9 protein-coding genes are annotated in these 13713 nt (G+C 54.7%); 7 read left to right on the top strand and 2 right to left on the bottom strand.

Features of this window, described 5'->3' with window-relative positions:
- Positions 1 to 24: 24 nt before the first annotated feature.
- A complete protein-coding gene (locus ACM5QY_RS16520; RefSeq protein ID WP_416121819.1) occupies positions 25 to 2097 on the top strand; it encodes a TonB-dependent siderophore receptor in 2073 nt (690 codons plus the stop codon).
- An 89-nt stretch (positions 2098 to 2186) separates the two neighbouring features.
- On the opposite strand, the gene ACM5QY_RS16525 is transcribed toward ACM5QY_RS16520, so the two are convergent.
- Together ACM5QY_RS16525 and ACM5QY_RS16530 are read right to left on the bottom strand one after the other, a co-directional pair.
- Complete coding sequence (locus ACM5QY_RS16525) at positions 2187 to 2792, bottom strand: TetR/AcrR family transcriptional regulator (protein ID WP_416121820.1); 606 nt, start codon at positions 2790 to 2792, stop codon at positions 2187 to 2189.
- 38 nt (positions 2793 to 2830) lie between these two features.
- Positions 2831 to 3955: an efflux RND transporter periplasmic adaptor subunit gene (locus tag ACM5QY_RS16530; protein ID WP_416121821.1), complete on the bottom strand. Its 1125-nt coding sequence runs from the start codon at positions 3953 to 3955 to the stop codon at positions 2831 to 2833.
- Positions 3956 to 4036: 81 nt separating this feature from the next.
- Here ACM5QY_RS16530 and ACM5QY_RS16535 point away from each other — a divergent pair, with 81 nt between their 5' ends.
- The 6 genes from ACM5QY_RS16535 (at position 4037) to phoA (ending at position 13438) form a co-directional block, all read left to right on the top strand.
- Positions 4037 to 5590 carry a DHA2 family efflux MFS transporter permease subunit gene (locus tag ACM5QY_RS16535; protein ID WP_416121822.1) on the top strand — a complete coding sequence of 518 codons (1554 nt, stop codon included), beginning with the start codon at positions 4037 to 4039 and terminating at the stop codon, positions 5588 to 5590.
- Positions 5591 to 5855: 265 nt separating this feature from the next.
- Positions 5856 to 6776, top strand: a complete 921-nt coding sequence (locus ACM5QY_RS16540) for a L,D-transpeptidase family protein (protein WP_416121823.1) — start codon at positions 5856 to 5858, stop codon at positions 6774 to 6776.
- A gap of 886 nt (positions 6777 to 7662) precedes the next feature.
- Positions 7663 to 8895, top strand: coding sequence for an oligosaccharide MFS transporter (locus ACM5QY_RS16545; RefSeq protein WP_416121824.1), 1233 nt, complete (start codon positions 7663 to 7665; stop codon positions 8893 to 8895).
- Positions 8896 to 8911: 16 nt separating this feature from the next.
- A complete protein-coding gene (locus ACM5QY_RS16550) occupies positions 8912 to 10912 on the top strand; it encodes a beta-galactosidase (RefSeq protein WP_416121825.1) in 2001 nt (666 codons plus the stop codon).
- A 76-nt stretch (positions 10913 to 10988) separates the two neighbouring features.
- Positions 10989 to 11885, top strand: coding sequence for an arabinose operon transcriptional regulator AraC (araC, locus tag ACM5QY_RS16555; RefSeq protein ID WP_416122907.1), 897 nt, complete (start codon positions 10989 to 10991; stop codon positions 11883 to 11885).
- Positions 11886 to 12013: 128 nt separating this feature from the next.
- Positions 12014 to 13438, top strand: coding sequence for an alkaline phosphatase (gene phoA, locus ACM5QY_RS16560; protein ID WP_416121826.1), 1425 nt, complete (start codon positions 12014 to 12016; stop codon positions 13436 to 13438).
- The last annotated feature ends 275 nt before the right edge of the window (positions 13439 to 13713 follow it).

Raw genomic sequence — 13713 nt, forward strand, 5'->3', positions numbered from 1 at the left:
AAACGCTCGGTGCTTTTGTGCGCAATGGCGCTGTCCGTTCCGGCAACTTCAATCGCTGCCGAAGACACCGTCGTTGTCAAAGCCGCACCTGCCGATACCGCAGAGGCTCCGACGCAGGGTTACAGCGCGAAAACCAGTAAAAGCGCGACCAAAACGGATCAGCCGTTAATCACCACCGGTCAGGCGGTTTCTGTGGTCACGCGTCAGCAAATGACTGACCAAAACGCCACCACCGTCAACGCGGCACTGAACTACACGCCGGGCGTTTTCACCAACTTTGCCGGTGGCGCAACCCGCTATGACACCATCTCCCTGCGCGGTTTCCACGGCGGTGACGTCAACAACACATTCCTTGATGGCCTGCGTATTCTGAGCGACGGCGCGACCTACAACTCCATTCAGGTTGATCCGTGGTTCCTTGAGCGTATTGATGTGGTCAAAGGCCCGTCTTCCGCCCTTTACGGCCAGAGCATTCCTGGCGGCGTCGTGGTGGAATCCACCAAACGTCCGCAATTTGCGGAAGAAGGTCATATCCAGCTTTCCGGCGGAACGCAAAACACCAAAGGCGGCGCGTTCGATTACACCAATGCACTCAGCGATACGGTGGCATTCCGTCTGACCGGGATGACCCGCAGCAGCGACACGCAGTACGATCATCAGCGTGAAGAGCGTTATGCCATTTCCCCGCAACTGTTGTGGACGCCGGATGAAAACACCTCCCTCTTGCTGCGCGCGTATCTGCAAAAAGATCCGTCCGGCGGTTATCACGCCGCAGTTCCGGCCGACGGCAGCCTGTACGGCCAGAAACTGAGCCGTGGCTTCTTTGACGGCGAAAGCACGTACAACCAGTTCAAACGCTGGGAACAAATCTACAGCTACGAATTCCAGCACACGTTTAACGACGTCTGGTCATTCCGCCAGAACACCAACTACACCCATTCCAATACCGAACTGGATCAGGTGTATCAGGCAGGCTGGAACGCGGATCGCACGCTGATGAACCGTTACTATTCCGGCGAGAAATCCTCCCTCGATACGTTTGCTATCGATAACCAGCTGGAAGCCGATTTCGCCACCGGCGAACTGGCGCACAAAGTGGTACTGGGCTTCGACTATTCCCACTTCATCAACGACGTGAAATCTGACGGCGCGTATGCCGAAACGCTTAACCCGTACACCGGGGTGGGCGGCGATGCGCTGAATTACTACAGCCATTCACGCGGCAAAAACCGTTACGAGCAGATGGGCACTTATCTGCAAGATGAAATGAGCTGGAACAAGTGGTATCTGACGCTGTCAGGCCGTTACGACACCCTGAAAACCTCAAGCCGCAGCTACGAAAGTATTTACGCGCAAACCACTAACAGCGAACGTAAAGACGAACACTTCAGCAGCCGCGCTTCCCTGCTTTATGCATTCGACAGCGGGATTTCTCCTTACGTCAGCTACAGCCAGGCGATGACACCGTCTGCCCTGCCTGGCGCGGACGGCACGCTGCTGAAGCCGATGCAGAGTGAGCAATACGAAGCGGGGATCAAATACCAGCCGGTCGGCACGTCCGATATGTACACTGCGGCGGTGTATGACCTGACGCAAAAAGACGTGGGTAACCGCGTGGTTGTCGGCAGCTACTACGAGCCGGCGGGTAAAATCCGTTCACAAGGTCTGGAGCTGGAAGCGAAGAAACAGGTGACTGAGCGTTTCAACGTGATGGCGGGTTATACCTATAACAAAGTGCGTATCCGCGACGCGGCGCAAAACAACGGCAACACGCCGTACGTGACACCAAAACAGATGGCCTCCATCTGGGGTCAGTACAAATCGCCAATCGGCGTGGATGTGGGCGCGGGCGTTCGTTACATCGGCACACAGTGGGCGGATAACGAAAACACCGTGCACATGCCTTCGGCAACCCTGGTTGATGCGTCAGTACGTATGAATCTGGTGCAGTTCAATCCGCAGCTGAAAGGCGCGTATGTCCAGCTGAACGCCAACAACCTGTTCGACAAGAAATACGTCGCGGCCTGTTACGGCACCAGCTATTGCTACTGGGGCCAGGAACGTACCGTGATCGCCACTGTCGGTTATGATTTCTGATAGCTGACGGCGGAAAAGGGAAAACCTTCACACGTCCCCTCAATTTTCCGTGATAAAAAAAGCCCTGAATTTTCGGGGCTTTCTCTTTTCTATTGCGCCGGTATGTTCTGCGCCGGTAAATGCAGCCGCATTTTGAGATTTTCCTTTGCACTGTGCAGCAATGCGTCCGAGGCCTGCCGGTCGGGTTCGCACCGCGCCAGCGATAAACTGCCCATCAGTTCTGAACTCACCGACACCGCGGTTGCCTGCGGATCGTCCACACCCATTTCAGTCAGCTGGCGGATAATCATGCTGCGAATTCGTTCAATCCCGCGCGCAAATTCAGCCTGACAGGGCGCGGTCATCCGCGGCGCTTCGGAAGCCAGCGCCGACACAGGGCAGCCCTGCGAACGGTTGTCGCGGTGCCACGGCGAAAGATAAAAATCGATATAACCTGCCAGTTGCTGCGGTGCGCTCAGCCCCTGATTATCTTTATCCCAGCGTTGCATCACCTGATTAAACATCTGCTTAATAGCGGATTCGATCAGAGCGTCTTTCGAGGCAAAGTGTGCATAAAACCCGCCATGCGTCAGCCCGGCTTTGCTCATCACGCCCGCCACGCTGACCTGCAACGGCCCTTTGGCGCGGATGGCTTTCGCCGCTTCCTTCACAATCCGCTCGCGGATTTTCGGCTTATGTTCACTTTCGTAGCGCATAGTAAGACCCTGATAATCGAATAAATTGCTGCCTCAGTTTACCTGACCGGTTCAGTTAACGAAACGCGCGCATCGACAGATAACCCCGGCCTCAGCGCGGTGGCTTCCGGCTGACCGGGATCCAGACGAATACGCACCGGCACGCGCTGGACAATTTTGGTGAAATTGCCGGTCCCCGGCTCAAACGGCAGCAACGCAAACGTTGAACCGGAACCGGGCGCGAGGCTGTCCACTTCCCCGTGGAACGTCACGCCGGGCAGCGCATCAACCTGTACGTCTGCTTTCTGACCGGGCTGCATTCTGCCCGTCTGCGTTTCTTTAAAGTTAGCCGTGACGTAAATCCCCTCTGCCGGCACCAGCGCCATCAGCCGCTGGCCGGGTGTCACATAATCCCCGACCTGTACCTGACGATTACCGACCACACCCTCCACTGCGGCGAAAATCGTCGTATGGTTGAGATCCTGTTGCGCCAGATCTTCCGCCGCCTGCGCTTTCACCACCGCCGCATTCGCCAGCGCCAGCGCGGCTGCAATTTCCGCCCGCTGTGCGTGCGTCACTGCCGCCTGATTTTGTGCCACATCGAGCATTGCAACAGCGTGTGCCGACGTCTGTTCTGCCGTCACTGCCACCGTTTTATACCTGTCCGCATCATTGCGGGATGTCGCGCCGCTGACGGCCAGCGACTGATACCGTTGCTGCTCGGCCTCGGCGTGCTGTTGTTCAGCTCGCGACGACCGGATGGCGGTTCTCGCCGCATCGATTTGCGTCAGCGCCAGTTGTTCCTGCGCCTGCTGGCTCAGCAACGCCGCCTGCTGCTGTGCAACCTGCGCACGGGCATCGTCCAGATCACCGCGCGCGGCGGCTAAACGCGCCGTAAATTCTTCGCTGTCAATCAGCACCAGTTTATCACCCGCATGAACCTGCTGGTTGTGCCGGACCAGCACCTTCGACACAAACCCTTTCACTTTAGGCGCAACGGTGGTGGCGTCTGCCGTCAGATACGCATCGTCGGTAGATTCAGAAGACGGTGCCGCCAGCAACCAGGCTGCCCCGCCAAGCGCCACGGCCAGCGCAACCGCACTCACCACCCAGATCCGTTTTGATCGTTTATTCACTTTTGACTGCGGGGCAGCAAGCCCGCCGTCCGCTGTTGCTTCGCTCATTATTTTTTGCGCCTCATTGCATGATGACCATCATATTAATATTATAACCATCATATAAACAAGCCCCGGGATCTCACAAAAATGTCAGCCACCCTGAATCACCCCGCTACGCACTCGCCAGCGGATTATCCGACATCACGCAAGTTTTTGATTTTCAGCATCATGGCGTTCGGCATGTTTCTGGCGCTGATCGACATCCAGATCGTCGCCGCCTCGCTTAATGATGTTCAGGCCGGGCTTTCCGCCGGGCCTGACGAAATAAGCTGGGTGCAAACTTCGTATCTGATCGCCGAACTGGTGATGATCCCGTTCTCGGCATTTCTGGCACAGGCACTCTCAACCCGCTGGTTGTTCAGTGCGTCCGCCGCCCTGTTTACGCTCAGCAGTATCGGCTGCGGATTGGCGTGGAATATTGAGTCGATGATATTCTTCCGGGCATTACAGGGCTTTACCGGCGGGGCGATGGTACCGACCGTTTTCGCGACCGGATTCGCCATGTTTCAGGGCAAACAGCAGGCGCTGATCCCGGCGATCCTCGGAATGGTCAGCGTGCTCGCGCCGACACTCGGCCCGACCGTCGGCGGCGTGGTGACGCAGGTTCTCGACTGGCGCTGGATCTTCTTCATCAATATCCTGCCCGGCATTCTGGTGGCGACCGGCGCGGTCATGTTTATTCACGTTGATAAAGCCGATTTTTCGATGCTCAAACGTATCGACTGGGCGCATTTATTTTCGATGGCGGTGGCGCTCGGTTGTCTGGAATATGTGCTCGAAGAAGGCCCGCGCAAAAACTGGTTCAGCGATCCGCAAATCCAGATTTCCGCGTGGTTTTCGCTGGTGGCGTTTGTCCTGTTTCTCGAGCGTTCTTTCTATTCCAAAAACCCGATTGTGCGCCTGACACCCTTCCGTGACCCGACCTTTACCTTCGCCTGTTTATTCAATCTGGTTGTCGGTTTTGGCCTGTACGCCTCGACCTACCTGACGCCGGTTTTTCTGGGCCGTATCCGTGATTTCAATAGCCTTGAGATTGGGACGACGGTATTTGTCGTCGGTGTCGGGCAGTTTTTCAGCACCATTATCGCCGCCAGATTAATCAACCGGGTCGATCGCCGGATATTAATCACCGTGGGATTATCCGGTTTCGCGCTGAGTTTATGGCTGACGACCGCCGTCACGCCTTACTGGGGCGCGGAACAATTTTTCTGGCCGCAGGTAGTGCGCGGATTATTCATTATGTTGTGCATTGTGCCGAGCGTAAACATGGCGCTGACCGCCTTTCAGGGGCCGGAACTGCGCTATGCATCCGGGCTGTTTAACCTGATGCGGAATCTGGGCGGCGCTATCGGCATTGCGACGGTGAACACCTGGTTGCAGGACTGGACGCGCGTTCACGCGGCGCGTTTCGGTGAAAGTCTGGGGCAATACGGCGACCATGCGCAGGAAGTGATCGGGTCGCTGGCGGAGAAAATCGGCCACCTGACACCGGATACCGCCCACGCATTGCTGATGGCCAAAGGTCTGTTCGGCGCAAAAGTGGCGGCGCAATCCCTGACGCTGGCCTTCAACGATATTTTCCAGGTTATGGCATGGATGTTTATCGCCGCGTTAGTGATGGTGCCGTTTTGCCGTAAATGAAGGCGGAAATGTGAAGGAATTGTGCAGCCAGCCTCAAAAAATGCGTTTGCGGAAGGGAACTTTTCGAACAAGGTGAGAAAGCTTTGGCCTGTTTGAAATAAATCCTTATAATTAGCGGCCCTGAAATGCGATTCGTTACACATACTGAGTCCCATTCAAGTGCTATGTGCAAGTACACTATTCCTCCGTCGGGTTTCGACCTGATCGGGGGGAAATCAACATCCTGACAACAACTGCCAGTGTGGCATTAACGACCAACGAAAATATGAAAATGAGCATTCGCGCAATCCTTACCCTGGTTTTGGCAGTTGCTGCATATAGCCAGGCGTCTTTTGCTGTGGTCTATCCTCTTCCGGCGAACAATGGTCGTCTGGTCGGTGAAAACATCACGGTTACCGTTCCTCAGGGCAGCAGCTTGCCGCTGGAACATTTTGCAGCGCAATACCAGATGGGTTTGAGCAACATGCTCGAAGCCAACCCTGGTGTTGACCCGTTCCTGCCAACGCCGGGGACCGTGCTGACGATTCCTCAGCAGCTGATCCTTCCGGAAACGCCACATGAAGGCATCGTTATCAACAGTGCTGAAATGCGTCTGTATTACTACCCGAAAGGCACCAACACCGTTGTCGTTCTGCCAATCGGTATCGGCGAGCTGGGCAAAGACACCCCGATGAACTGGGTGACCACCGTTCAGCGTAAAAAAGCAGGCCCGACCTGGACCCCGACGGCAAAAATGCACGAAGAATATGCCTCCCGTGGTGAATTCCTGCCCGCCGTCTTCCCTGCTGGCCCGGACAACCCGATGGGTTTGTACGCGTTGTACGTTGGCCGTCTGTATGCGGTTCACGGTACTAACGCTAACTTCGGTATCGGCCTGCGCGTAAGCCACGGTTGTGTGCGTCTGCGTGATGCGGACATCAAATGGCTGTTCGATAACGTGCCGCAAGACACCCGCGTGCAGTTCATCAACGCACCGGTGAAAGCCACCGTTGAACCGGATGGCAAACGTTATATCGAGATCCACAACCCGCTGTCTTCCAACCAGGAAGAGTTTGATTCCCAGCAGCCGATCCCAATCTCGCTGACCGGCAGCGCAAACACCGTCGCATCGTCTCCGGCTGTAAACCAGACTGTGGTTCAGCGCGCGATTGAGATGCGTTCCGGTATGCCGGTTCAGATCAACTAACATTGATTGGTTGTTGATTTAGAAAGCCCCGAAACTATTTCGGGGCTTTTTTTTGGGAACTTTTTAGGGGTTTCCCTAAGACCCGCTTTCAAATTGCGGTAATCGCCTCACACAAGTCAAGACCTTGGGTTGCCACCCAAACTGGCCTCAAGGAGCGCCTGTCGCCGCGCCCCTTGAGAATCCCGGGCTCTTTAACTGCGCGCTACCGCTCGCTGGCACTTTTTCAGCAGCCACAGCTACTGCCGCGAAAACTTGCCGCTGCGCGGTGCCCTTCGTTCGGGTTACAAACCTCGCCAAAACACGCTCGGTTTTCCACCACTCCTGCGGCGCGATTTTTGAAAGCGGCCACTGGCTATATAATTCGGAAGACCGATGTTGGCTGATTCAAGGATAAGCTAAGTGAAACACTGAATGCCGTTGAATTTAGATAAGCCTCCAGCCGCTTTCAAAACGACGTCGAATGAACGGTGAGAAACAGCGAGAGTCTGTTTTCGAGCAGGTTCGAACCTGAAATGAGAGCACCGCGCAGCGGCGGCGTTTGCGGCACTAACCGGGGTTGCTGAAACAGTGCCAGCCAGCGACAGCGCGCAGTGAAAAAAGCGCAGAGTCCAGAGACCCGCGCGTTACCGGGTCTTTGGTCGGTGTGGGCCGACGCCCACGAACTTGAACTTGAACTTGAACTTGAACTTGAATTAAAAAACTCGTCCGGGTGGTAACCCACTCCCCCGCCTGCGACACGCATCACAGTTCCCCTCCCGGTAGCAGATTTTTTCATGCCGGCAGCGGATCCCCCTCATGCCTTTTCCCGTCTCTGCGTATTTTATTCTCATGCTGTCTGCACCCTGCAACGACGGACAGCCAATAACGAGAATAACGGAGAACGTTTATGGCCAGGTTGAACAGAAATTACGTAATGTGTTGTTTGTTCTTTTTCTTCTTCTTTATTTGCTGGGGAGCCTGTTACCCCTATTTGTCATTATGGCTCACGGACACTATCGGCGTCAGTTATACCGATGTCGGGCTGGTGTATTCCTTTACCGCCATTGTGTCTGTGTGTATTCAGCCGGTTTTTGGGTTTATTTCCGATAAATTAAAATTCCGTAAAAACCTGATGTGGATGCTTGCCATTATTATGGTGCTGTTCGCACCTTACTGGATTTATATTTTCGCACCACTGATGAAATATAACGTCATTACCGGCGCACTCGCGGGCGGGATATATATCGGATTTGCTTTCGGTGCGGGCTGTGGCGTGTGCGAAGCCTATATCGATAAAGTCAGCCGCATGACCGGTTTTGAATTTGGTCGTGCGCGCATGTTCGGCGGGCTTGGCGCAGCATTCGGGACGTTTTTAGCCGGAGAGTTGTACGGCATTAATCAGGATTATATTTTCTGGATGGCCAGTCTGGCCGGAGTTTTCCTGCTGTTCGTCGTCTACATGACGGATCCCAAACACGACAGCAGTTGCCCGGTTCAGGTGGAAGGCAAAGCCATTATCACCCGCAAAGACGTGATGGAATTACTGAAAACCCGCCGGTTCTGGTTCTTCGCTGTGTACATGGTCGGCGTCGGCGCGGTCTATGAAACCTACGACCAGCAGTTCGCCATCTATTACAGCCGGTTTTTCGCCAGCAAATCGGAAGGTGCGGCGGCGTTCGGGTATCTCTATACCGCACAAATTTTCCTCGATGCCGTGGTCATGTTCTTCGCCCCGTGGTTTGTGAATAAAATCGGTCCTAAAAATGCCCTGTTATATTGCGGGATGATCATGAGTATCCGCATTATTGGCTCGGCGTATGCCACCGGCCCGGTCAGTATCAGTGCAATTAAAATGCTGCACGGTTTCGAAAGTTCGGTCTTCCTGGTCGCCGGTCTGAAATACATCTCCGCAAATTTCCCGGCGTATATTTCTGCTACAGTCTATTTAATTGGCTTCCAGTTTTCCAAACAGTTCAGCGCGATTTTCCTCTCCGGCACGGTCGGGCATATGTATAAAACGCTGGATTTTCGCGACACCTATATCATTCTCGGCCTGATTGCGCTGGGTTTTACGTTACTTTCATTCTTTACGCTGTCACCGATACGTCAGCGTATAACGCAGGACGCCGTTTCCGGCTGAATATAAGGAGTTCGACATGAATAAACTTTATTATGGCGTGGCATATTACGATGAATATATGCCGGTTGAGCGTCTGGAAAAAGATATCGCCATGATGCTCGACGCCGGTATTAATGTCGTGCGCATTGCCGAATCCACCTGGAGTACGCTGGAACCCGCAGAAGGCCAGTACAATTTCCACCACATCGACCACGTGCTCGACGCCATGTATCAGGCGGGGATCGCCGTGATTATCGGCACACCGACGTATGCGATTCCGGCATGGCTGGCACGTAAATACCCGGAAATTATGGTCACCACGCCGGAAGGCCAGCAGAAATATGGCCGTCGCCAAATCATGGATATTGTGAATCCCGATTTCCTGCGTCATGCCGAAAATATTATTCGGGCTCTGCTCAGCCACGTAAAAGATCATCCGGCCATTATCGGTTATCAGGTGGATAACGAAACCAAGCATTACGATAATTGCGGCCCGGAAATGAAGCAGAAATTTGTGGCCGGTATGCAGGAACAGTTTCCCAATATCGATGAAATGAATCAGGCGTTTGGTCTCAGTTACTGGAGCAACCGAATTGACGACTGGCAGGATTTCCCGCCGCCTGAGGCAACCATTAATGCCAGCCTGGGCTGCGCGTTTTCCCGCTTTCAGCGTCAGTGTGTCACGCAATATCTGGCGTGGCAGGCGGCGCTGGTCAATGAATACCGCAAGCCTCATCAGTTCGTGACGCAAAATTTTGATTTCGAATGGCGCGGTTATTCCTTTGGCGTGCAGCCACGCGTCGATCACTTCGCGGCTGCCAAGGCAATGACCGTGGCAAGTGTTGATATTTATCACCCGTCACAGGAAAAGCTGACCGGCAGGGAAATCGCTTTCGGCGGTGCCATCGCACGCGGTATGAAACATGGACAGAATTATTATGTGATGGAAACGCAGGCGCAGGGTTTCGCTCAGTGGGTGCCCTTCCCCGGTCAGCTCCGTTTGCAGGCTTTCAGCCATCTGGCGCACGGCGCAACGCTGCTTTCGTACTGGCACTGGCATTCGATTCACAATTCCTTTGAAACGTACTGGAAAGGTCTGCTCAGCCATGACTTTGCGCCAAATCCGACGTATACCGAAGCCAGAACAATTGGTGCCGATTTCGCCCGACTGTCACCCCGGCTCGGAGATTTGAAAATAGAAAATGACGTCGCCATTTTGATCAGCAATGAAGCGATGGACGCGCTGAACTGGTTTAAACCCGAAGGCGTCAGCACCAATTTGTACAACGATATTTTCCGTCAGTTTCACGACGCGCTTTACGAAGAGAACATTTCTGCCGACATCCTCAGCGATCTCCCGGCGGATTCCGGGCGCTACAAACTGCTGATTGTCCCGGCGCTGTACGCCGCCAGCGACGACCTGCTCGGGCGCATCAACGCGTTTGTCGAAGCCGGTGGCCGGGCGCTGATCGGTTTTAAATCAGGTTTCAGCGATGAAAATGTTCAGGTTCGTCATGGCGCACAGCCGGGCGTATTACATGAATGCTGTGGCGTGACCTACAACCAGTTTGTACTTCCTCAAAGCACGCTAATTGCGTCAGAACTTCTGGAACTGGATGCTCAAAATGCGCAGGTTTCAACCTGGATGGAACTGCTGAAACCGCAGGGCGCGCAGGTTCTGGCGCGTTACGAACATCCGGTCTGGGGCGAATACGCGGCGATTACTGAGAACGATTTCGGGCGCGGCAAAGCGATGTACGTCGGCTTCCTGCCGGAGATCTCACTGATTAAGCAGCTCGTGGCACGCCTGACAACCGGCCTGCCGCTCAGCGCCAGAATGAGCCGGCAGCCCTTCCCGCTGATCGTGCGCGGTGGCGTGAATTCTGCCGGGCAGCGTATCCGTTATTATCTGAATTATTCTGCGTGCGCGCTGACCGTCGAAGACGCACCGCGCGGAGAAGAACTGCTCAGCGGCACGCCTCTGAACGGGCAACCGCTGATTCTTGCGCCGTGGGGCGTGGCGATTGTCGCCGGATAAACTGACCTGCCGTCACGCTGGTAATAATCAATGTGACGGCTAGTATTGATGCACCGAATATCAGGACAGCCTCATGATGGACCAGAACCCGGACAATTTTGATTTTCTGCATTACTCACCGCTGATGAAAAAATTCAGTTTCCAGGCCTATCTGGTCGCCGGTTTCACGCCCATCACCACCGACAGCGCGCTGGATTATTTCATCAACCGCCCGAACGGCATGAAAGGTTACATCATTAACCTGACGCTCACCGGACAGGGCGATATCACCTCCGGTAATGATCACCGCGCCTGCCACGCGGGCGATCTTTTGCTGTTCCCGCCCGGCATTCCGCATTATTACGGCAGGGCAAATCACAGTGAAAGCTGGGATCATCTTTGGGTCTATTTCCGCCCGCGCGGCTACTGGCTTGACTGGCTGAACTGGTACGATACGGGCTGCGCTATCGGCCAGCTCACCCTGCCGTCACAGCAAAAAGTGGATGAAGTCATCAGTCTGTTTAAATCCATTCTGACCTACAGCGATTGCGGCAGCCCGCTTTCCGAAGCACTGGCGATGAACGCGCTGGAAAAACTGCTTCTGCACTGCCAGCAGTTATTGCCGATCCACAACACCCATCAGCGCGACCCGCGCATTCATCAGGTTTGCCAGTATCTCAACGAGCATCTGGATCGCGACATCAAAATCGAAGAACTGGCACAGCGCGTATACCTCTCGCCTTCCCGACTGGCGCATCTGTTCCGGCAGGAACTGAACACGACGATCCTCTGCTGGCGTGAGGAGCAGCGGATTAACCGCGCCAAATCGTTATTGCAGGTCAGTCAGCAGCCGATTGCCAAAATCGCAGAAACCGTCGGTTATGAAGATCAGCTCTATTTTTCACGGATTTTCCGCAAGCATTTGTCCGTCAGCCCCAGCCAGTATCGGAGAAATTTCGATGAAAGGGATCGGATCGGCGAAGAGAAGGAGTAACGCCAAATTGTCATAATAATGCCTTTACTGTCATTAAAACGTCATAACTCTGACCTAACCTGCCGGTAACAAAATACAACAATTTGTGTTTTTTTATTTCTGACGGTTCATCAAAAGGAGTTTTGACCATGCAACAACCTCTCTCTCTGCTTGCCCGCGCACTCTCTGCCGCCCTGCTGGTTTCCGCCTCCGCCAGCGCTTTTGCCACTCAGCCGGACACCCTGACAGACCGCGCGGCAAAAGGCGTACTGACTGAACCGGGCGGCGCACGTCGTCTGAGCGGTGACCAGACGGCAGCGCTGATCGCCTCACTGTCGGACAAAAAGGTGAAGAACGTGATCCTGCTGATTGGTGACGGAATGGGCGATTCCGAAATCACCTCCGCACGAAATTATGCCGAAGGTGCGGGCGGTTATTTCAAAGGCATCGACGCCCTGCCGCTGACCGGCCAGTACACGCATTATTCTCTGGATAAAAAGACCCATAAGCCGAGCTACGTGACAGATTCCGCCGCATCGGCCACCGCCTGGACAACCGGCGTTAAAAGCTATAACGGTGCCATCGGTGTGGACGTAAACGGTAAAGATCACCAGACCATCCTGGAAATCGCTAAAGCCGCAGGCAAAGCGACCGGTAACGTCTCGACTGCCGAATTGCAGGACGCCACGCCAGCCGCCCAAATCGCGCACGTTACCTCCCGTAAATGCTACGGCCCGGAAGAAACAGCCGAGAAATGCGCCAGCAACGCCCTGGAAAACGGCGGACGAGGTTCCATCACTGAACAGCTGCTGCAAGCCCGTGCCGACGTCACGCTGGGCGGCGGCAAAAAATCTTTCAGTCAGCTGGCGAAAGCCGGTGAGTTCAACGGTAAATCCCTGAAAGACCAGGCACTTGCGCAGGGTTATGTCTGGGTGGAAAACGCCGATCAGCTCAGTGCAATTGCGCAGGCCGACCAGAAAAAACCGCTGCTCGGGTTATTCGCCGACGGCAACATGCCGGTACGCTGGCAGGGCCCGAAAGCCACCTATCATGGCAACATCGATAAACCGGCGGTCACCTGCGAAGCCAATCCGCAACGTACCGCAGAGATCCCAACTCTCGCCGCGATGACCGAAAAAGCCATCGACCTGCTGAAAACCAATCAGAACGGTTTCTTCCTGCAAGTAGAAGGCGCGTCTATTGATAAACAAGATCACGCCGCCAACCCGTGTGGTCAGTTTGGTGAGACGGTAGATCTGGATGAAGCGGTGCAAAAAGCTCTCGAATTCGCCCGCCAGGATGGCAATACGCTGGTGATTGTGACCGCCGACCACGCGCATTCGAGCCAGATTATTGAAGCCGATGCCAAAGCACCGGGCCTGACGCAAACGCTGACCACCAAAGACGGCGCACCGATGACCATCAGCTACGGGAACTCCGAAGAGGATTCGCAAGGACACACCGGGACTCAGTTGCGGATAGCTGCGTTCGGGCCACACGCGGCGAACGTCGTCGGGCTGACCGACCAGACGGATTTGTTCTATACAATGCGGGACGCAATGAATATTAAATAAGCACGAGGCGGCTGGTTTCTCACTTGCAGTGAGGCTGACTGCTGACAGCTGACAGCTGAACGAGTAAATTTCGGTTTCTCACTCGCCGTGAGGGCTGGATCGAGAATATTTCGGTTTTTTAGTAGCAGTGATCGCTCAGCCGCTCGCGCCGAAACCGACCAAAAGGGGAAAGTGCTTTTCCCCTTTTGGATTTCCCCACGCTTTTTCAACACGCGCTCCGCTCGCTGGCTATGTTTCAGGTGCCACAGCTATTGCCGCGAAAACTTGCCGCTTCG

It is taken from the genome of Rahnella sp. PCH160 (assembly GCF_047784855.1).
GTDB lineage: Bacteria > Pseudomonadota > Gammaproteobacteria > Enterobacterales > Enterobacteriaceae > Rahnella.